Origin of the sequence: Rhodococcus sp. RD6.2 (assembly GCF_001040705.1) — a bacterium.
Lineage (GTDB): Bacteria > Actinomycetota > Actinomycetes > Mycobacteriales > Mycobacteriaceae > Rhodococcus_G.
Window position 1 is genome coordinate 139689 of the sequence record NZ_CVQP01000006.1, and the last position, 20536, is coordinate 160224.

General features: G+C 70.4%; 13 protein-coding genes. 8 read left to right on the plus strand and 5 right to left on the minus strand.

What is annotated here, in order from left to right:
• Positions 1-79: 79 nt before the first annotated feature.
• The 4 genes from nirB (at position 80) to RHCRD62_RS10845 (ending at position 5113) form a co-directional block, all read left to right on the plus strand.
• Positions 80-2596, plus strand: coding sequence for a nitrite reductase large subunit NirB (gene nirB / locus RHCRD62_RS10830; protein WP_050064728.1), 2517 nt, complete (start codon positions 80-82; stop codon positions 2594-2596).
• A gap of 95 nt (positions 2597-2691) precedes the next feature.
• On the plus strand, positions 2692-3189 hold the full coding sequence (gene nirD, locus RHCRD62_RS10835; RefSeq protein ID WP_367379638.1) for a nitrite reductase small subunit NirD: 498 nt from the start codon (positions 2692-2694) through the stop codon (positions 3187-3189).
• A gap of 2 nt (positions 3190-3191) precedes the next feature.
• A complete protein-coding gene (locus tag RHCRD62_RS10840; RefSeq protein ID WP_050064729.1) occupies positions 3192-4358 on the plus strand; it encodes a uroporphyrinogen-III synthase in 1167 nt (388 codons plus the stop codon).
• A complete protein-coding gene (locus RHCRD62_RS10845) occupies positions 4355-5113 on the plus strand; it encodes a sirohydrochlorin chelatase (RefSeq protein ID WP_253277283.1) in 759 nt (252 codons plus the stop codon). Before RHCRD62_RS10840 ends, RHCRD62_RS10845 begins: the two co-directional genes overlap by 4 nt.
• Here the strand turns inward: RHCRD62_RS10845 and RHCRD62_RS10850 are convergent.
• Both RHCRD62_RS10850 and RHCRD62_RS10855 read right to left on the minus strand, forming a co-directional pair.
• On the minus strand, positions 5055-6806 hold the full coding sequence (locus RHCRD62_RS10850; protein ID WP_050064730.1) for an NTP transferase domain-containing protein: 1752 nt from the start codon (positions 6804-6806) through the stop codon (positions 5055-5057). The genes RHCRD62_RS10845 and RHCRD62_RS10850 overlap by 59 nt on opposite strands.
• Positions 6803-7126 (minus strand): SdpI family protein, encoded by a 324-nt coding sequence (locus RHCRD62_RS10855; protein ID WP_050064731.1) that lies wholly within the window; start codon positions 7124-7126, stop codon positions 6803-6805. The genes RHCRD62_RS10850 and RHCRD62_RS10855 overlap by 4 nt, the downstream gene beginning before the upstream one ends.
• A gap of 210 nt (positions 7127-7336) precedes the next feature.
• Here RHCRD62_RS10855 and RHCRD62_RS10860 point away from each other — a divergent pair, with 210 nt between their 5' ends.
• Both RHCRD62_RS10860 and RHCRD62_RS10865 read left to right on the plus strand, forming a co-directional pair.
• Positions 7337-8728 (plus strand): hypothetical protein, encoded by a 1392-nt coding sequence (locus RHCRD62_RS10860; RefSeq protein WP_050064732.1) that lies wholly within the window; start codon positions 7337-7339, stop codon positions 8726-8728.
• Positions 8725-10116, plus strand: a complete 1392-nt coding sequence (locus RHCRD62_RS10865) for an outer membrane protein assembly factor BamB family protein (RefSeq protein ID WP_157050878.1) — start codon at positions 8725-8727, stop codon at positions 10114-10116. Before RHCRD62_RS10860 ends, RHCRD62_RS10865 begins: the two co-directional genes overlap by 4 nt.
• Positions 10117-10160: 44 nt before the next feature.
• On the opposite strand, the gene RHCRD62_RS10870 is transcribed toward RHCRD62_RS10865, so the two are convergent.
• The 3 genes from RHCRD62_RS10870 to RHCRD62_RS10880 form a co-directional block, all read right to left on the minus strand.
• Entirely contained in the window at positions 10161-12482 is a 2322-nt protein-coding gene (locus RHCRD62_RS10870; RefSeq protein WP_050064734.1) for an ATP-binding protein, read from the minus strand.
• 106 nt (positions 12483-12588) lie between these two features.
• Positions 12589-12894, minus strand: a complete 306-nt coding sequence (locus RHCRD62_RS10875) for an MGMT family protein (RefSeq protein ID WP_050064735.1) — start codon at positions 12892-12894, stop codon at positions 12589-12591.
• Positions 12895-13671 (minus strand): alpha/beta fold hydrolase, encoded by a 777-nt coding sequence (locus RHCRD62_RS10880; protein ID WP_050064736.1) that lies wholly within the window; start codon positions 13669-13671, stop codon positions 12895-12897.
• 163 nt (positions 13672-13834) lie between these two features.
• Between RHCRD62_RS10880 and RHCRD62_RS10885 the strand changes: the two genes are divergently transcribed.
• The gene (locus tag RHCRD62_RS10885) at positions 13835-17122 is read left to right on the plus strand and encodes an ATP-dependent helicase (RefSeq protein WP_084734193.1); all 3288 of its coding nucleotides are present in this window, start codon (positions 13835-13837) and stop codon (positions 17120-17122) included.
• Positions 17119-20535, plus strand: a complete 3417-nt coding sequence (locus RHCRD62_RS10890) for an ATP-dependent helicase (RefSeq protein WP_050065214.1) — start codon at positions 17119-17121, stop codon at positions 20533-20535. Before RHCRD62_RS10885 ends, RHCRD62_RS10890 begins: the two co-directional genes overlap by 4 nt.
• Position 20536: the final 1 nt, after the last annotated feature.

The following is a 20536-nucleotide window of genomic DNA, read 5'->3' on the forward strand; positions in this document are numbered from 1 at the left end:
CGGCCCGGGTACCCAAGCCCCAGAAGACAGTTCGTCCGCAGGACAGCAGTGCAAGATCGATCGAGGAAGAAGGTGCGGCATGAGCCCCCAGTCTGTTGCGAGTGCCAAGTCCGTCGTGGTCATTGGTCACGGAATGGTCGGACACCGCTTCGTCGAAGCGCTCCGTGCGCGGGACGAGGCCGGACAGTGGCGGATCACCGTGCTCTGCGAGGAAGACCTGCCCGCCTACGACCGGGTCGGACTCTCGTCCTACGTCGGCTCATGGGACGCGAAGGAACTCGCGCTCGCCGGGAACGAATACGAGGGTGACGATCTAGTCGACCTGCGGCTCGGGGTCCGGGCCGCCGACATCGACCGCGCGGCGCGCACGGTGACGACGTCGGCGGGCGACGTCGTCTCCTACGACGCGGTCGTGATGGCGACCGGCTCGTACGCGTTCGTGCCGCCGGTCCCCGGCCACGACCGCGACGAGTGCTACGTCTACCGCACCCTCGACGACCTCGACGGCATCCGGGCCCGTGCGGAAGCCGCCGGACCAGGTGCCGTCGGTGTCGTGGTCGGTGGCGGCCTCCTCGGTCTCGAGGCGGCGAACGCGCTGCGCCTGCTGGGTATGACCCCGCACGTCGTCGAGTTCGCGCCGCGACTGATGCCGCTGCAGGTCGACGAGGGCGGCGGTGCGCTCCTGGCCCGCCTCGTCGAGAGTCTGGGCGTCACCGTGCACACCGGCGTCGGAACCGCGGCGATCACCGAGGCCCCGTCCGGGATCGCAGTCGAATTGTCCGACGGATCGGTCATCGACGCGTCGCTGCTCGTGTTCTCCGCGGGTGTCCGGCCGCAGGACCAACTCGCCCGCGACGCAGGCCTCGACGTCGGTCAGCGCGGCGGGATCCTCACCGACATCGGTTGCCGCACCTCGGACGACGCGATCTACGCGGTCGGCGAGTGCGCGGCCGTCGAGGGCACCTGCTACGGACTCGTCGCGCCCGGCTACAGCACCGCGGAGGTCGTCGCGGACCGTCTGCTCGGCGGCGCGGCGGAATTCCCCGGGGCCGACCTGTCGACGAAGCTCAAGCTGATGGGTGTCGACGTCGCCAGCTTCGGTGACGCGCACGCACAGTCCGAGGGTGCCCTCGAGGTGGTGCTCAACGACGCCGCCAAGGGCACCTACGCGAAGCTGGTCGTCTCCGACGACGCGAAGACGCTGCTCGGCGGCATTCTCGTCGGTGACGCGACCGCCTACGCGTCGCTGCGTCCGCTCGTGGGACGCGAACTGCCCGGCGATCCGGCCGCGCTCATCGCGCCCGCCGGTGAGAAGCCCGGTGCCGGGTCGCTGCCGGACGACGCCGAGGTGTGTTCCTGCAACGCCGTCACCAAGGGCGCGATCTGCGGTGCGATCGCCGAGGGTGCATGCGACATCGCCCAGGTCAAGGCGTGCACCAACGCCGGAACCACCTGTGGTGGTTGCCTTCCCACGATCAAGCAGCTGCTCGCGTCGTCGGGTGTGGTGCTGAGCAAGGCGCTGTGCGAGCACTTCGAGCAGTCCCGCGCGGAGCTGTTCCAGATCGTCCAGGCCACCGGAACCCGCACCTTCTCTTCGCTGATCTCCAAGTACGGCAAGGGATCCGGTTGCGACATCTGCAAGCCGGTGGTGGCGTCGATCCTCGCGTCGACCGACTCGGACCACATCCTGCACCGCCAGCAGGCCGGCCTGCAGGACACCAACGACCACTTCCTCGCCAACATCCAGAAGAACGGCACGTACTCGGTGGTTCCGCGGATGCCCGGCGGTGAGTGCACGCCCGAGCAGCTGATCGTGATCGGCGAGGTGGCCCGCGACTTCGGGCTGTACGTGAAGATGACCGGCGGTCAGCGCATCGACATGTTCGGTGCCCGCGTGGAGCAGCTACCGCAGATCTGGAAGCGCCTCGTCGATGCGGGCATGGAATCCGGTCAGGCGTACGGCAAGTCGCTGCGCACGGTGAAGAGCTGCGTCGGATCGACGTGGTGCCGGTACGGAGTCCAGGACTCGGTCGGCATGGCCGTCGACCTCGAGATGCGTTACCGCGGTCTCCGGTCCCCGCACAAGATCAAGTTCGGTGTCTCGGGCTGCGCGCGGGAGTGCGCCGAGGCCAGGGGCAAGGACGTCGGTGTCATCGCCACCGAGAGCGGCTGGAACCTGTACGTCTGCGGCAACGGCGGCCAGTCGCCGAAACACGCGGTCCTACTTGCGGGCGGCCTGGACGATCGGACCCTCGTCAAGTACATCGACCGATTCCTCATGTTCTACATCCGCACCGCCGACCGGCTGCAGCGGACGGCGCCGTGGCTCGAAGCGATGGACGGCGGCCTCGATCACCTCAAGGACGTCGTGTGCAACGACAGCCTCGGCATCGCCGACGAACTGGAAGCGGCCATGGCGAAGCACGTGGACGGCTACCACGACGAGTGGGCCGGTGTGCTGGAAGACCCGGAGAAGCTCGCCCGGTTCGTGTCCTTCGTCAACGCACCCGACGAGGCCGATCCCACAGTCGCGTTCGACGACTCCGGGGTCCGCAAGGTTCCGGTTCTGATGGGTATGCCCCCGATGCCGACGTGAAGTTCGGCTGCTTACCGCGAGGGAATAGCGCCTTAACAGCGGGGTAACACCAGCTCCGTAGAAATAGGGGCAGATTGTTACAGGGAGGACCGGCGATGACCGTGATCGATTCCAAGATGCCATCTGACACCGATTCGGGGCGCACCAGCGCCACCACCATCGGTGCCGGGGGCGTTCCGAACTTCGGACGTGAGAGCGTCAGGGACGGCCGACTCGAGTGGACGTCGGCGTGCCCGCTCAGCCGCCTCATTCCGGGGCGCGGTGTCGCAGTGTTGCTCAGCGGAGGTGAGCAGGTGGCCTTGTTCCTTCTCGACGACGGGACGCTGCGGGCAGTCGGCAACATCGACCCGTTCGGGCGTGCGGCCGTGATGTCGCGTGGTCTGGTCGGTGACCGCGCGGGCGAGCCGATCGTCACCTCGCCGCTGCTCAAGCAGCCGTTCTCGCTCGTGGACGGGCGCTGCCTCGACGACGAGTCGGTGTCGCTGCCCGTGTACGGCGTGCGGGTGTGGGCGGGCGTCGTCCAGGTCCACAGCCCCCTGCGCGGCACCACGGCCGACGTCGCGAACCCTGCCGCAGTACCTGCCGGCGAGTGACCATGACGACGGACGAGACGCGGATCGGTGAGCCCCTCAAGGGGTTCACCGTCGGGGTGACCGCGGCCCGACGTTCGGAAGAGTTCACCACCCTGCTGACGCGGCGGGGCGCGACGGTCGTCAGCGCCCCCGCGATCCGCATCATCCCGCTCGTCGACGACGCCGAGCTGGAGCGCGTGAGCCGGGAACTGATCGAGCAGCCTGCAGAGATCACGGTCGCGACCACGGGGATCGGATTTCGCGGCTGGATGGAGGCCGTCGACGGGTGGGGTCTGGCGGACGAACTGGGAGCGGCGTTGGGCCGGTCCCGGATTCTCGCCCGCGGACCGAAGGCGAAGGGCGCCATCCGAGCCGCCGACCTGAGGGAGGAATGGTCGCCCGCGTCGGAGTCCTCCGCCGAGGTTCTCGACCACCTGCTCGCCGAGGGGGTGGAAGGCAAGCGGATCGCCGTCCAGTTGCACGGCGCCACAACGGAATGGGAGCCGCTGCCCGACTTCTGTGAGGTGCTGCGACTCGCAGGCGCCGAAGTCGTGCCCGTCCCGGTCTACCGCTGGACGCCGCCGCAGGACCAGACCGCGATGGACCGGCTGATCGAACTGACGGTGTCGGGCGGGCTGGACGCCGTCAGCTTCACCAGCGCCCCGGCGGTCGCCTCGATGCTCATGCGTGCCAAGGAGATCGGGCTGGTCGAGCCGCTCCTGGCCGCGTTCGGCGGACGTGTTCTCGCGGTGTGCGTCGGGCCCGTCACGTCGGCGCCGCTCGAAGCGCTCGGCGTCCACGCGACGATGCCGACGCGTGCTCGTCTCGGATCCCTCGCCCGGCACATCGCCGAGGAGCTCCCGCGTCGTGCGATGAAGGTCCGCGCGGCGGGGCACGACCTGAGCGTGCGCGGCGGCTGCGTCGTCGTCGACGGGGAGGTGCGCCAGCTCGCCCCCGCCGCGATGTCACTGATGAGAACCCTGGCCCGGCGGCCCGGTCAGGTCGTCTCGCGTGAGGAACTGCTCTCCGTGCTTCCGGGGGGCGGCGGTGACACGCACGCGGTGGAGACGGCAATCGCGCGACTGCGTTCGTGCCTCGGCGCACCCAAGATCGTGCAGACGGTCGTCAAACGCGGATACCGATTGGCGATCGACCCCGCGGACTGCGACGACGACGGGAAGCGGCCGTGACCCGGCGCGCGGGGTGCGTGCCTCCCGCGCTGGTTCTCGTCGCGCACGGCACCAGGAGCGCGCGTGGGGTCGACCTGGTGGCCGCGCTGGCGGAGGAGGTCGCCGCATCCGTTGGGACCACCCGGGTCGCGTTCGTCGACGTCCTCGGCCCGTCCCCGTCGGAGGTGCTGCGTGAGCTCGCTGCACCGGCCGTCGTGGTTCCGGCGTTCCTGGCGTCGGGCTACCACGTCCACACGGACGTGCCCAGGGAGGTTGCCGACTCGGGAAACCCCGACGTCCACGTGACGCCCGCTCTCGGCCCCGACCCGGTACTGGCCGGTGTTCTGCTGCAACGTCTCCGCGAGGCGGGGTGGACACGCGGCGACGCTGTCGTCCTCGCCGCCGCGGGCTCGTCCGACCCACGGGCGTTGACGGACGTGCGACGCGCCGCGGCGATGCTTGCCGACCTGACGGGTGAGCGCGTCGACATCGGATACGTCGCGACGGGCGAGCCTCGCGTTCCGGAGGTCGTCGCCCGCGTCCGGGACGAGGCAGGTCGGCGCGTGTTCGTCGCGTCGTACCTGTTGGCGCACGGTCTGTTTCACTCGCGACTCGCAGAGGCAGGCGCGGACGGAGTGGCCGAGCCGCTCGGTGTGCATCCGGCGCTCGTGCAGCTCGTGGTCGCCCGCTACCGCGCGGGCGTCGAGGCCGCCCGCGTCACCGGGGCAGCGGAAGCAGTTCGACCACGCCACCATCGGGTGCTGCCGGTCCGATGACCGCGAGGGCCTCGGCCCCGACCAGTGCACCCAAGTGGGCGGTGCGGACCTGATTGACCGCCCGCAGCGTTCCATCGGCCTGACGCCGAACCGGCAGGATGCGCGGTGTCTCCCCACGACTTCCGGCCGGGGACACCTCCGAGCAGTTCGCGACGACACCGGTGACGACCGCCGGGCGTGGCGCTCCGATCAGCGCCGCAGTGACCACCGGTGCCGTCAGCAGGATCGTCGCCACCGCGGCGTACGGGTTGCCGGGCAGGCCGATCACGATGCGGTCGTCGGGAAGCGCGGCAACGACCTGCGATCCACCCGGTCGGCAGCGCACCCGGCCCACCACCATGCGCGCTCCGGCTCGTTCGAGTGCCAGACGCAGGTGATCGGCGGCCCCGCCACCGGTGGCGCCGACGATCACGATGACGTCGGTGTCCGTCGACCCGGGTGCGAGGAGCTCGTCGAAGCCGCCTGCGGTGTCGCGCAGGTGGGTGCTCGTGGCGGACTGCATTCCGCACCAGGAAAGATAATGCGGGAGAACAGGTCCGAGGGAGTCCCGGGTCTGACCGTCGCGCAGCGGACCGTCGCGTCGGATCTCGTCACCGGTCACCACCACGTGCGCGCGGACCGGTCCGCGCACGAGCAGTTCGGTGACCTCGGCGCTGCGGGCGAGGGAGGCGAGGGCAGCCGTCACGCGGGTCCCGGTCACGGCGAGTGACGCGCCAGGATGCCAGTCCTCGCCGCGGCGGCGGCTGTCGTCCCGATCCGGGGTATCCGCCTTGTGGGACAGTACCTTTCCGTCCAGGTCGGTGTGTTCGTCGCGAATCACGCCGGTTGCGCCCGTGGGGAGGTGGGCACCCGTCGCGATCCGCACCGCGTGACCGTCGTCCAACACCACCTCGTCTGTGGACCCGGCGTACCTGACGGTGGTGTCGAGTTGCCACGGGCCGGGACCGGACACGGCGTAGCCGTCCATCGCAGACACGTCGACGCGGGGCAGGGCGTCGGCCGCGATCAGTGGTTGAGCGAGCGCGCCGCCGATTGCCTCCAGCGGCGACAGCTCAAGGGCAGGAAGCGTTTCGATGCCGCGGCGGATGGTGTCGCGGGCGTCGGCGATCGACAGTGACGACTGTGCGGCGCGGGCACGGGCGGCGATCAGATCGGCTGTGGTGTCGCAGTCGGAGATGTCCGACATCGTGACGGTCGTCACGTTGTCGGGGACCAGCGATTTCATCGGCTGGTTGGTGAGGCCGCCCAGTTCGGCGAGGCGGGTGGCAAGGGTTGCGGTCCGCCAGACGCCGAGGAGGAACTGCACGCGCCCGGACTCGTCGACTGCGAACGCCGCGTCGGCGCCGGAGGTGTCGACTGCTTCACGCAACCGGTCGACCGCTTCGGCGGTGAGTGTGGGCAGGTCGGCGGCGAGGACGGCCACGATGGGCGCGTCACCACAGAGTTCGAGTCCCGCCGCGAGGGCGGCAACCGGGCCGGCGCCGCGCGGGGACTCCTGGACCTGGCGCACCGACGGTGCCAGGTCGTCGCGGTGCGGACCGACGACGACCGTCACGGCCGCGTCCTCGACGGCGGCGAGCGCGGTGGCCAGCATGCTGCGCCCGCCGACCTCGATGGCGGGCTTGTCGACGCCGCCCATCCTGCTGCCGGACCCGCCGGCGAGAACGATGGCGTCACAGGGTTCCGCGGTCATGCGCTCATCGTCGCACGGCCGGGTGGAGCGACCCGCTTCGCTTCCCGCGCACCGGTGATCCCACCCGTGACGGCGAACCCGCCGAGCGCGCAGACGCCGATGAGCGCGACGGCGACGCGCGCACCGTCGGGGACGAGCAGCAGGGTGGCGGCGCCGGCCGCGATCCCGCACCAGCCGCCGACGTCGGTCCACCTCGCGCCGGCCCGGTGTGCCGCCGCCCAGGCCTCGTCGCTTGCGAGGCTCGCCTGGGTCCGGATGCCCACCAGTTCGTTTCGCCGCAGCCTGCCGCTCGCCCCGGCGCGGGCCACCCAGACCAGCACGGCCCCTCCGACGGCGAGGTGGACAGGACCAGGGTCATGTGCGCGGCGATCGGCATGAGGCCGACGCTACGACAGGTCGGGCTGCCTTGGGTGGAGTGAGCTGGTCGTTCTCGTTTGGATTCGTGGTTGCGGGACGTGAAGACCGCCAGTTCAAGTAGCTGCAGGTGATGGGATGTGTAACGCAAGTAACGAATGTGACGAAAATGCCTCATGGGTTCGCTCACCTGGGAGCGGCGTCGGGAGGGCAATGTGAGCACGGATGCGGCGCGGCGGTGGGGACGGCCCGATACCCTGGTGGTCGTCTCGATCGTCGCCACGGGAGTGATCGTGGCGGGGTTGCTGCACACCCCGACACCCGACGAGAGCGGCGCGGCGTCGATGTACGTCACGCCGGATGTCGAGTATCCGACGACGATCCCCGGCTGCGACACCGTGGCGCCGCCGGAATCGGAGCAGTACTTCGCGACCGGGTCGTCCGGCACCGAGTCCTACGACAATCCGCGATATCCGTGGTTCTCGGCGCCGAAGGCCACCGCGATGAGCGACGCCCTCGTGGCGGCGCTTCCGCCGGGTGTGGATCTCGAGTTCGCAGGCCCGGACCAGTCGCTGATCTTCCAACCGATCTGGACGATCGACTCCGGGCTGCCCGACGGAGTAGACGAGGACGTCGTCGGCGGTGACACCACCGCGAGCGGGATGCTCGTGCACGACGAGGCGCGCGGACAGTTGAGCGTCACGGTCCGAGAGTGGCGCAGGCCGGTGCCTGAGTGCGTGGCAGGAGCGCTCGACCGCCGCACCACCTTCGAGGGTGGCGCTGTGGTCGACACGCTCGACACCTGGTCCGAGTACGACGGCGTCCGAACGCTTTCCCGGCGCGCGAGCGCCTACCGCCCCGACCGCACGCAGGTGCATGTCTGGGCGACCGACGAGGATCCGGCCGCGCGGGAGAGCCGGAACAGCGGGGCGATTCCTCTCACCGTCGACGAGTTGAGCGATCTCGCCCGCACGCCGGGGCTCGCGGTGACCGCGCCCGTCCCACCGGGCACGCCAGAGCCGCTTCGGTCGTGCGGTTGGGGAACGACCGGCAGCCCGCTGACCCGTGAGGCAGTCGCCGGGCTCGACCGCGTCCTCGACGACGCGTGGGCGGCGCTGGTGGTCGAAGGCGTGACCCTCGATCGGCCGCTAGGGTCGCTGCAACCGGCAGGAACGGATCCGACCAGTCTGTGCACCACGGTCGACGTCCGCGGGCCTGCCAGCACCGGTCGGCTGAGCGTCGCGATAAGTGACGGTCAGGCTCTTCCGGTGCCGCGCGACCCCTACGACCCTGCGAATGCCGACGACCGCACCGAATACGCCACGTTGCCCGACGGGTCGGTGGTCCAGCGAACTGCGCCCGACACCGTCGCCACCATGCGGCTGGACGGGGCGACGGGTTGGCATACCTCCGCGGCCGCCGTCGTGACGCGGCCGGACGGATTCCGCATCCAGGTCCGGTTGTCGAGTGACGGCGACTCGGCATCCGGTCCACCTCGGTCTCTCGCCCTGGTGCTGACGCTCGACCAGTTGCAGTCCCTCGCGTCGACACCGGGGTTGCGGTGGTGACCACGGAACGGCGGCGCCTCCTCGTCGCGGCGCTCGTTGCAGCGGTGACCGTGACCGGAGCAGTCGTCGTCGTGGCCCGCAGCGGCGGCGACTCGGAGCGTGACCCCGTCGACCCCGCCTGGGTCGGTACCGAATTCCCGACGCCCACCGCCGCGCCCGAACCCACGGCGAGCGCCGGTGCGCCGGTGCTCGCCTGGTCCCTCGACGCCGCCGAGGTGTACGGCCGCGCGTTCGCCCAGTTCCGCGACCCCCGGTACGGCACCGAGTTCGACTGGGATTCACCCGGGTTCATCGAGGCAGGGGACACGGTGGTGACCGCGATCGGACTTCCCGACCCGCGGGGATACTCCCTCGACGAGACGATGTTCGTCGGTGTCGACACCGGCGACGGAACCGTGCGCTGGCGCACCCCGGTCGGGACACTGGGTGGCTGTGCGGAAATCCTGATCAAGCGGGAACTGGTGTGCCACCGTGGTATCGGTGAGCATGCGCTGGCCGTCGTGAACGTCGACTCCGGTGCGTTGACCGAGATGCCGGTGCCCGATGAGTGGTCCATCTTCGGGATCGCTGCTGACGGTGACCGAGTGGTGGTCGTCGAGGGAAATCCCGAGGACAACGACGTCGAGGTGCACGCCGGACCGCCTGCCGCACCGGGTTCGGCCTGGACGTCGCGTTTCGACATCGGTGACGTGTGGGAGAGCGTCGCAGAGGACGCGGTGATCCAGGTCGAGCAGGGCGTAGGCGTGATCGCGATGGGAGGCGACGTGGTCGGATTCGACCCCGCAACCGGGCGGCAGACGTGGTCGCGCGGACTGCCTGAATGCGTGGGTGACCCCCGGATCGCGCCGCCGGGACTCGTGGTCGTTACTCGCAGTGGTTGCGACGACGGGGAGTCCCGCGGATTCGATGTGATCGATCGGTTCGGGAGGTCGCTGGTCACGACCGACACGGGTTCTCCGGGGCGGGTCCTGGTCGACGAATCGGCCGATGGGATGCCGCTCGTCGTCGGTGGTGCCGCCCACGACCGGGAGTCGGGCGAGATGCTGTGGCGCAGTGACGAACTGGACGGCTCGTCTGGAGTTGCTGTGACGGACCGAGTCGTCGTCGTGCGCGGTCGTGAAGCGATCGGCGTCGACCCGGACGCGGGACGAATCCTGTGGCGCACCGAACTCGACGAGGATGCGGAGTCCTTGCTCCGGGGCGGCGACGGCCTGGTCGTCGTCGGTTCCCGCGTGCTGACCGGGATCGATCCGGAAACCGGGCGGATACGGTGGACGTTGCCGCCGGACGCCGTCGGCACCGGTGACTCGTTGTCCGGGGCGTCCGTCGGTCTGGCCGGCGGTCGACTGATCCTCACCGGCGGCCGCGCGATGGTCGGGTTGACCTGACCGGCCACTTCTCCGGAGGCGTCCGCAGCGGCGCTTCGATCCTCCTACGAATCTCGGCTGCGTTCGACCGACCATGCCGCGATCTGCGCCCGCGAGGTGAAGCCGAGCTTTGCCAGTACGTGTTCGACATGCCCCTGCGCGGTGCGTGGAGAGATGACCAACTGCTCGGCGATCGCCTTGTTGGTGAGTCCTTGCGCCACCAGTTCGGCGACCTGCCGCTCGCGCCGGGTCAGGCTCGTCGCGGTAACGACCGGTTCCGGTTCCGTCTCGCCGTTCTTCTCGCGCAGCGCGAACGAGACCGCACCCGCGAACGTCAGCGCCCGGCCTCGACGAAGCGCAGCTTCGTACCCCCGCTCGCCGATCGCACCGACGATCTGAAGCCGACACTCGTCGCGGTGCACGAGCAGGCTGGGAAACCGGACCGTGGGGCCGTCCACGATCTGCCACATCGACATGGCCGCCCCCCGCAGCGTCGCGGCCCGGTCGAACTCCTGCGCCGCGGCCCCGACCCACGCGAGCACGTCCAGGAACCACGCGGCGCTCAGCGGATCGTCCACCGATCGAGTCAACCGCAGACCTTCCTCGAACAACGACACCGCGTGCGCAGGGTCGCCCCGCTGCAACTCCGCCATGCCCGTGGCCCACAACGAGTAGGTCCGGAAGACGGCTTCACCACAGGGCTCGGTGATGGCCAGCACCTCGGCGTGCCAGGCGGCCGCGCGGGTCACGTCACCGAGTAACGCCGTCGCCAACCCGAGACCCACCAGATCCTCCACGACCTGCAGGCGCATGCCCTCCGAGCGGAAGACATCGAGGCTCGCCTCCAAGCAGTCGACCGCCCGGCCGAAGTCACCGGCCGCGGTTGCCAGCAGGCCCTCGACGTGGGTGAGGAAGGCATCCGACACGGCATCGCCAGTGTCCAGGTCGAGCCCGCGCCCCTCCTTCACCCGGGCCATCCCGCCCTGGACATCGCCCTGCATCGCGGCCAAGGCGCTGTACGCGTACAGCGCCTTGGTGCGTTCCTCGGCCTCGGCCTCGTACGTGCCCGCCAACGCACGTTCCAGCCAGCGGCGTCCCTCGCTGAGTCGCCCGCGGGAGAGCCAGAAGGGATACAACGCGGTGGCCATCCGCAGTCCGGTGACTCCTGGTGCGTTCCCGGTGATGCTGAACGTCAGCGCATCGCGCAGGTTCGACTGTTCCCGTTCGAGCCTCGCGATCCACGCCACCTGATCTGAGCTGATCCACTCGTCCGCTGCCCGCACGGCCAGCCGCTCGTACCAGTCTCGGTGCCGCTGGAGAAGGGCCGGGTGCTCGCCGGATTCCCGCAGCTTCTCCTGGCCGTACTCGCGGATGGTCTCCAGTAGCCGGTACCTCACGACTGGGCCCGGCTCGTCCCGGATCAGGATCGACTTGTCGACCAGGGAGGTCACGCCGTCCAGCAGTTCGGTCCAGGTGAAGTCATCCGCGCAGATGTCTTCGGCGGCGTCCAACTCGAAGCTGCCCGCGAAGACCGACAGTCGGCGCCACAGCTTCTGTTCCTGTTCCGAGCACAGTTCGTGGCTCCAGTCGATGCAGGCACGCAGCGACTGCTGCCGTGTCGGTGCGGTACGGCTGCCCCTGTTCAACAACCGATAACGGTCGGTCAGCCGGTGCAGGATCTGCGCCGCGGACATCGCCCGCAACCGTGCCGCCGCAAGTTCGATCGGCAGGGGAAGGCCGTCCAGCTGGCGGCAGATCCCGATGACATCGCCCTGGTTCTCCTCGGTGAGTCGGAATTCGGGAACGGCAGACGTGGCCCGTTCGACGAACAGGGTGACCGCCTCGTACTGAGGAAGTCCCTCCAATGACGTCGCCCGCAGCGAATCCGGCACCGTCAACGGCGGAACCAACAGGATCGCCTCCCCGCCGATGCCGAGGGGCTCCCGGCTTGTTGCGAGTATCCGAAGGTCGGGGCACCGGCGCAGCAATGCATCACACAGCACCGCCACGGACTCGACCAGGTGTTCGCAATTGTCCATGACCAGCAGCAGTTGACGGGTGGCGAGATACTCGACCAGCACGTCCAGGGGTGGGCGCGCCGCGCGGACGCGCAACCCGACGGCGATCGCCACTGCGTCCTTGAGGGACTCCGGGTCGTGGACTTCGGCGAGTTCGACCACCCGGACGCCATCAGTGAAGGCCCTGCGTGAATCCTCGGCCACCTTCAGTGCAAGCCGGGTCTTCCCAACCCCGCCGATACCGGTCAAGGACACCAGGCGCGCGGTGGACAGCAGTCGCCGTGCCTCGGTCACCTGATGGCGGCGGCCGACGAAACTGGTCAACGCGATGGGCAGGTTTCCGCCCCTGCCTCCCGCGGCAAGCGTCATCGAACCGTCACTTCCGTCGCTCTGCCCCGACCCCTCCACCGTACGCCCGGAGAGACGGCCGACCGGCTGCGTACGGACGGTCGTGGCGAGCCGCCCCGCGGGAGGATCACCCTTCCGGAGGTGTTCCTCGTACCCTCGTGAGATCGATTCGGCCGTCGTGGATCGGAACACCCTCGGCGGCAAGCCGTTCCAACTGCCGCCGCGCAAGGTGCGGCGCCGGCCTCCCCGACGCCGGGACCACGCGGTGCCAGGGCAGGTCCGAGCTGTCGGTCCGCATGATCCAGCCGATGGTGCGAGGAGAGCTCAGTCCGGCAGCCGCCGCGAGGTCGCCGTACGTGCTGACCCGGCCGGCCGGAATTGCCGCGACCAGTTCCCGGACGCGTTCGACCTGCTCCTCCGTGGTCGCGGCCACTTACAGGAGCTTTTCGATCAGTGCGGCGACCTCGGCGGGCCGCGCGTTCGCGACCATGTGATCGACGTCCATCTCCACGACCGTCAGGTTGTCGCCGAGGTGCGCGGTCAGTGCCGCGCGGAAGGGCGGTGTCACGTACGGCGGCTGTACCCGCATCGCCTGCACGAGAACCGTGGGGAGATCAGCCGGGGGCAGCACGATCGGCCGGGCCAGCTCGCCCCATGACGCGATCACGGCGGGAACGGCGTACCGCCAGCCGACGCGTCCGTTCTCCAGATCGACGAGATGCTCGGTCATCTCCTCGTCCAGCACGTCGTCGGCGACGTCCGCCCACGCACCGTGCACCTTCTCCGAGCGGGCCTCGGCGGCGTCCGTGTAGTCGGGGTAGCGCATCGTCAGGTCCGCGATCTCCAGCATCCGCGCCGGGTTCAGGCCTATGGCCGGGTCGAGGAGGACCAGGGCCCGCACCCTCTCCGGTGCCCGTACCGCCAGGTGCAGCGCGATCGCGCCGCCGTACGAATGCGCGACGACGATCACGCGCTCGTCGACCTCGGCGTCCAGGAGGTCGATCAGCGAGTCGACCTGGTCGGCGATGCCCCATGGCGGGCTCCACGTGGAACGGCCGTGGCCGCGGAGGTCGGGGGCGATCATCCGAACTTGCGGCAGATGCCCGTCGGCGAGATGCCGCCACCGCCTGCCGTGCCCGGTGAGACCGTGCAGGGCCAGCACGGGAGTCCCGTCCTCGGGACCGAAACGATGGATCTTCAGGTCGGACACGCAGTCATTGTGGCCGACAGGACCGTCATCGCGCGCTTTCGCCCCCCTGACGGAGACGGCCGTGCGCCTCCCGGGTGTGCCAGGTCACGCCGCTCGTCCACGGTCTGCCCAGGGGCCGTGGTGGTGTGCCGGACTGTCGGTGGTCCGTGGTGGAATTCCGGGCATGGATCGGGAGCGGACGCGCGAGCGGGCGGAGCGGCCGGCCACCACCCTGGTGCGCCGCGCTCCGCGACTCCCACACACCCGCACCTGGGGTCCCGAGGTGGCGCCCCTGCTGGCCGCGTCAGCCGGTATCGGTGTGGCCACTCGGCGCCCGTGGCAGGTGCTCGGCGGGCCGGGAACGGGCAAGACGGCGCTCATCGTCGATCTGGCCGCGTCGCGCATCGGCGGCCCGGGTGGCGATCCGGAATCCGTTCTGGTGCTGACCCATTCGCGTAAGGCTGCACTGTCGGTGCGGGAGGAGATCACCACGGCGTTGCTCGGCGTCGGGTCGTCCCGTGCCACCCGGGAGCCGCTGGTGCGGACCGTGCATTCCTACGCCTTCGCGGTGCTGCGACTGCAGGCCGCCGCGCACTCCAATCCACCGCCGCGGCTGATCACCGGGGCCGAGCAGGACGCAGTCCTGCGGGAGTTGCTCCGCGGTGACATCGAGGACGGAGCCGGGTACTGGCCGGAGCGGCTGCGTCCGGCTCTCCCGATGGTCGGGTTCGCGGCGCAGTTGCGGGACCTGATGCTGCGTGCGGGCGAGCGGGGACTCGGCCCCGAGGACCTCGAACGACTCGGGCTCGAACACGACCGGCCGGAGTGGGTTGCGGCCGGCCGGTTCGTGACGCGATACGAGCAGGTGATGCTGCTTCGTGGTTCGGTCGGAGTCGAGGCACCGGAGGCGACCGCGCCCGCGCTCGACGCCGCCGAACTAGTCGGTGCCGCGCTGGACGCCTTCGCGACCGACCCCGACCTGCTGGCCCGCGAACGAGCCAGGATCCGGTGTCTCCTGGTCGACGACGCCCAACACCTCGATCCGCAGGCCGCGGAGTTGGTTGGGTTGCTGGGCGGTGGCGCCGACCTGTCGGTGGTCGCGGGAGATCCGGACCAGGCGGTGTTCGGATTCCGCGGGGCGGACGCGCGCTATCTCACCGAGCTCGCCGAGCCCGGCGACGACCACCGCATCGTACTGGCCACGAATCACCGTAACGCTCAACGGATTGCGACGGTCGCGGCGCGGGTGACCGGTCGATTGTCTGGCTCGTCGTCGCATCGTGGCGCGGCCCCCGCCGCCACCGACGACGGCCGCGCGTCGGTCGCGGTGTTGCCCGCGGCAGGACGGGAATCGGCACTCATCGCGGACACGCTGCGCCGGGCGCACCTCCACGACGGAGTGCCGTGGTCGCGGATGGCGGTGATCGTGAGGTCCGTTCCACGGGTGCTGCCGCCACTGCGCCGTGCACTCCTGGCGGCGGGTGTGCCCCTGTCCACCGCGGGATCGGAGCTGCCACTGGCCCGTCAGCACGCGGTCGGTGCGCTGCTGCTCGCGCTTCGCGCAACGGCGGGGGGTTCGTTCACCGGTGAGGACGCCCTGGCCCTGGTGTCGGGCCCGGTCGGCGGCGCCGACCCGGTCACCCTGCGTCGCCTGCGCCGTGGGCTTCGCCGCGTCGAACTCGCCGCAGGTGGCGACCGGGATTCGGCCGAACTCGTCCGGGCGCTTGTCGTCGACGGCGAGCAGGCACACCAGGAGTTGGTGGACGGGCTCACCGAGGGGGAGTTCGGTGCACTGCGACGCCTGCTGACCGTGCTCGCGCGCGCCCGCACCGCACACACCCAGGGGCGAGGCGTCGAAGCCGTGCTGTGGGCGTGCTGGCAGGCGACCGGTCTCGAGAGGAGGTGGGCGGCGGCGTCCCTGCGTGGTGGTCCGATCGGGGCCCAGGCGGATCGGGACCTCGACGCCGTGGTCGCGTTGTTCGATGCCGCCGCGAACCACGTCGACCGGCTTCCCCGGGCGAGCCTGCTCGGATTCGTGGAATACCTTGTCGATCAAGAGATCCCGAGCGATGCCCGATCGGCTGCGGCCGCGCAGGAATCGGTGTCCGTGCTCAGTGCGCACGCCGCGGCGGGACGCGAGTGGGACGTCGTCGTGGTTGCGGGAGTTCAGGAGGGACTGTGGCCCGGACTTCGTCCCCGCGGAACCCTGCTCGGTACCGAGTTGCTCGTCGACCTCACCGCGGGGATCGCCGACCCCGGTGACACCACCCTGTCCCGAACGGCGCCGCTGCTCGCGGAGGAACGGCGCCTGTTCCTGCTCGCATGCAGTCGGGCACGTCGCACGCTGCTGGTGACGGCGGTGCGTTCGGCGGGCGGCGACAGCGATCTCGAACCGTCCCGCTTCGTCGACGAGCTGCTCGGTGCGGACACCGAACTCGACGAACCCGTCGCCGACCTGGCGCCGGAACTGCCGAATCGGGTGCTGGCGCTGCCCGCCCTGATCGCCGAGCTCCGCCGGGTCGTCTGCGATCCCGATCTCGCCGAAACCGATCCGGCCAAGCAGCAGCGTGCCGCCATCCAGTTGGCGCGGCTGGCCGACGCCGGCGTGCGCGGTGCTCACCCCGAGCAGTGGTACGGCGTCGACGACCCCAGCACGGCGGACCCACTGTGGCGCCCCGACGACGGCCCCGTACCCCTGTCTCCCTCCACGATCGAACAACTCGACACCTGCCCGCTTCGGTGGGCACTCGAACGACACGGCGGAAGCGACGGGGAGAACACCCACGCCGTCGCGGGCACCCTCGTGCACACCCTCGTGCAGGCTGTGGCCGGGAAGATGCCACCCGACCAGGTGCGCCGAGCCCTCGCAAGTGCGTGGGACGCCGTCGATCTCGGTTCGCAGTGGTACTCGCGCCGCGAGATGAACCGCACCGCACAGATGATCGACACCTTCTCGGAGTGGTTGCGGCGCAGTCGCGGCGAACTGACCGAGGTCGGAGTCGAGGTCGCCGTCGACGGTGTGCTCGAGGCGCGCACCGAGGGGGAACCGGCGGTACTTCTGCGGGGTCGCATCGACCGCCTCGAGCACGACGCGGACGGTCGGCCCGTCGTCGTGGACGTCAAGACCGGACGCAACCCGGTCAGCAAGGAGGCCGCGCAGTCGCACGCCCAGCTCGCCACCTACCAGCTCGCGGCGACGCGCGGCGCGATCGACGGTGAGCCCGCCGGACCGGCCGGTGGAGCGCGACTCGTGTTCGTCGCCAAGGCCCACCGGACGGACGGTGCCACGCAGCGAGCGCAGGCACCGCTGACGGAGGAGACCGAGGAGCAGTGGCTCGACACGGTGCACGCCGCGGCCGCCGCCACCCAGGGTCCCCGCTACCTCGCGCGTCCGAACGACGGGTGTCGTCACTGCCCGGTCCGGTCGAGTTGCCCGGCGAGGGAAGAGGGACGGCAGGTGACGCAGTCGTGACCGGCACCGCGAGAACCAGAATCACCCCGGCCGAGCTGGCCACGGCGCTCGGCCAGTTCCCGCCGACACCGGAACAGGCCGCGGTCATCGCAGCGCCACCCGGTCCGACCCTCGTCGTCGCGGGTGCCGGGGCCGGGAAGACCGAGACGATGGCAGCCAGGGTCGTGTGGCTGGTGGCGAACGAGCTTGCGCACCCGGACCAGGTACTCGGTCTGACCTTCACGCGAAAAGCAGCGCAGCAGTTGACCTCCCGGATCCGGCAACGGCTCGCTCGGCTCGCCGATCCGCGGGTGACCCGCAGCCTGGGTCTGAGCGAGGACCTCCGGAACCGGATCCTGTCCGGTGAACCGGAGGTCAGCACGTATCACTCGTACGCGGGACGCCTCCTCACCGAACACGGTCTCCTGCTGCCGATCGAACCGTCCTCGGATCTTCTGTCCGAGACGGCGCTGTGGCAGCTCGCCCACCGCGTCGTCAGCTCCTGGGACGGAGATCTCGACACCGACCGCAATCCCACGTCGCTCACCGAAGCGGTGCTCGCACTGTCCGGTCAGCTCGCCGAGCACCTCGTCGAACCCGGCGATCTCCGTGAGGCCCACACCGAGCTCGACAAGCTGATCCACGCACTTCCGGCGGGACCGCGGCAACGCGGCGGACCGAAGAAGGAGCTACTGGACATCCTGTCCGCGCAGCACGAGCGGGTGGAGCTGCTCCCGCTGGTGCAGCGGCTCTCCGACACCCTGCGACGGGAAGGTGCGCTCGACTTCGGCAGTCAGATGTCGCTGGCCGCGCGCGTCGCGGCCGAACACCCCGAGGTCGGCCGCTCGGAACGCGAACGATTCCGGGTGGTGCTGCTCGACGAGTACCAGGACACCGGTCACGCCCAGCGGGTCCTGCTGTCCTCCCTGTTCGGTGGTGGCGAGGACGGACACCTCGCGCTCACCGCGGTCGGTGATCCCATGCAGTCGATCTACGGGTGGCGCGGTGCGTCTGCGGCGAACCTGCCGCGTTTCGCGACCGACTTCCCGCTCCCGGACGGCCGACCGGCGCCGAGGTTGGAGCTGCTCACCAGCTGGCGAAATCCCGCGGAGGCGCTGGAACTCGCCAACGCCGCATCGGCGCCGCTGCGTGAACGAGGCGTGCCCGTTCCCGAGTTGCGGCCGAAGCCCGACGTCGAACCGGGCGACATCCGCATCGCGCTGCACCTCGACGTGGAACGCGAGCGGGAGTGGGTCGCAGACAGGTTCGCAGCGGAATACGCCGCCGCCCGGGAGCGTGATGAAAGTCCGCCGACCGCTGCGGTGCTGATCCGGCGCAACGCCGACGCCGCACCCGTCGCCGCGGCACTTCGTCGCCGCGGCCTCCCCGTCGAGGTGGTCGGGCTCGGTGGGCTCCTCCACGTTCCCGAGGTCGCGGACGTGATCGCGATGCTGCGGCTCGTCGCGGACCCGCTCGCGGGCAGCGCCGCCGTTCGGGTACTCACCGGGGCGCGCTGGCAGGTCGGGGTCGCGGATCTGGCGGCGCTGTGGCGTCGTGCGCGCGCACTCGCGGTCGGTGCGGCCCGCAGTGCGGGGGGTGCGGTCACCGACTCCGACAGTCTCGACCAGGCACTCGATTCCGCGCTGCCCGGCGAACACGCCGAGCAGGCGGGACTCGCCGATGCGATCGCCGATCCCGGTGCGAGGGAACGCTACTCGGCGCTCGGCTACCGTCGGATCACCTCGCTCGCGGCGGAACTGACGTCCCTGCGTGAACGAATCGGTCAGCCCCTCACCGAACTCGTCGCCGAGGTGGAACGGGTCCTCGGCATCGGAATCGAGGCGCAGGCACGGCTGCCGTGGTTGCGTGCCGGGGGAGCGGGCCGTGAGCACCTCGACGCGTTCGCCGACGTCGTAGCGGGCTATGCCCGCAACTCCTCCGCGACGCTGACCGGACTGCTGGCCTTCCTCTCCGCGGCCGAGACCGTCGAGAACGGTTTGGCCCCCGGCGAAGTGGAGGTTGCGCGGGACCGGGTGCAGGTGCTGACCGTGCACTCGGCGAAGGGCCTCGAGTGGCAGGTGGTGGCGGTCCCACACGTCGTCGAGGGCGTGTTCCCGTCGGGCACCGCGACCGGTACGTGGCTGGGTGCGATCGCGGAACTGCCGCCGCACCTGCGCGGCGACCGCGCCGACGCCGCCGACGGATCGGACGGTGTCCCCGTTCCGGACCTCGAGAACGTCTACGACCGTAAGGATCTCGAAGACGCATTGGCCGCGCACAAGGACGCGCTCGCTCGCCGCAAGCTCGACGAGGACCGGCGACTGTTCTATGTCGCACTCACTCGAACCGAGCGCGCGCTGTACGTGTCCGGGCATCACTGGGGTGAGACGGGGTCGACACCGAAGGGGCCGTCCGATTTCCTCGAGGAGATGCGCTCCGTCGTCGAGTCGGCGGCGCGGGAGGGCAGGGTGCTCGGCGTCGTCGAGCAGTGGGAGGCGGAGCCGGAGGCGGATGCGTCCAACCCGCTGACCGCGGAGGTGGTTGCCGCGGAGTGGCCGCGCGATCCCCTGGGCGACCGACGAGCCGGTGTCTCACGTGGCGCGGACCTGGTGCTCGCCGCGCTCGGCCGGGCCCCTTCGGCCGCGGATGCACCGGACCGGTCCGGGGAAGCCCCCGATGACGGCGAACACGACGAGGACTCGCCTTCCGACGACCCGGAGGGCTGGGCCGCCGACGTCGAGGCGCTCCTCGCCGAACGAGCCGCTCGTGCCGCCGCTCGTGCCGAGGTGACGTTGCCCGGCCAGATGTCCGTCAGCCAACTCGTCGATCTGGCTGCTGCGCCCGACGAGCTCGCCGCGCGCCTCCGGCGTCCGCTGCCGTTCCCGCCGAATCCTCTGGCGCGCAGGGGAACGGCCTTCCACGCGTGGATCGAACGCCGGTTCGGGGCAACTCGTCTCCTCGACATGGACGAGCTGCCCGGTGCCGCCGACACCGACGGCGCCGCGGACGAGGATCTCGAATCGCTGCAGGCGGCATTCCTGCGCTCACGATGGGCGCACCGCAATCCTGTCGAGGTGGAAGTGCCGTTCGAGACGTCCATCGCGGGCACCGTCGTACGCGGACGGATCGACGCGGTGTTCGCCGACCCGGACGGCGGCTGGACCGTCATCGACTGGAAGACCGGTGCCGAGCCGAGCGCCGCGAACGAGCACGCCGTCGCGATGCAGTTGGCGGCCTACCGTGTGGCGTGGGCGGAGCTGATGACGGCGCGCGCCGTGGCCCGCGGCGGCGATCCGGTCGACCCGACGTCGGTGCGTGCGGCATTCCACTACGTGCGGACCGGCCGAACAATTGCGCCGGAGGACCTGCCCGACGCCGCCGAGCTCACCCTGCTGATCGAGACGGCGGGGAGGGCGACGGACATCCTGGGGTAGT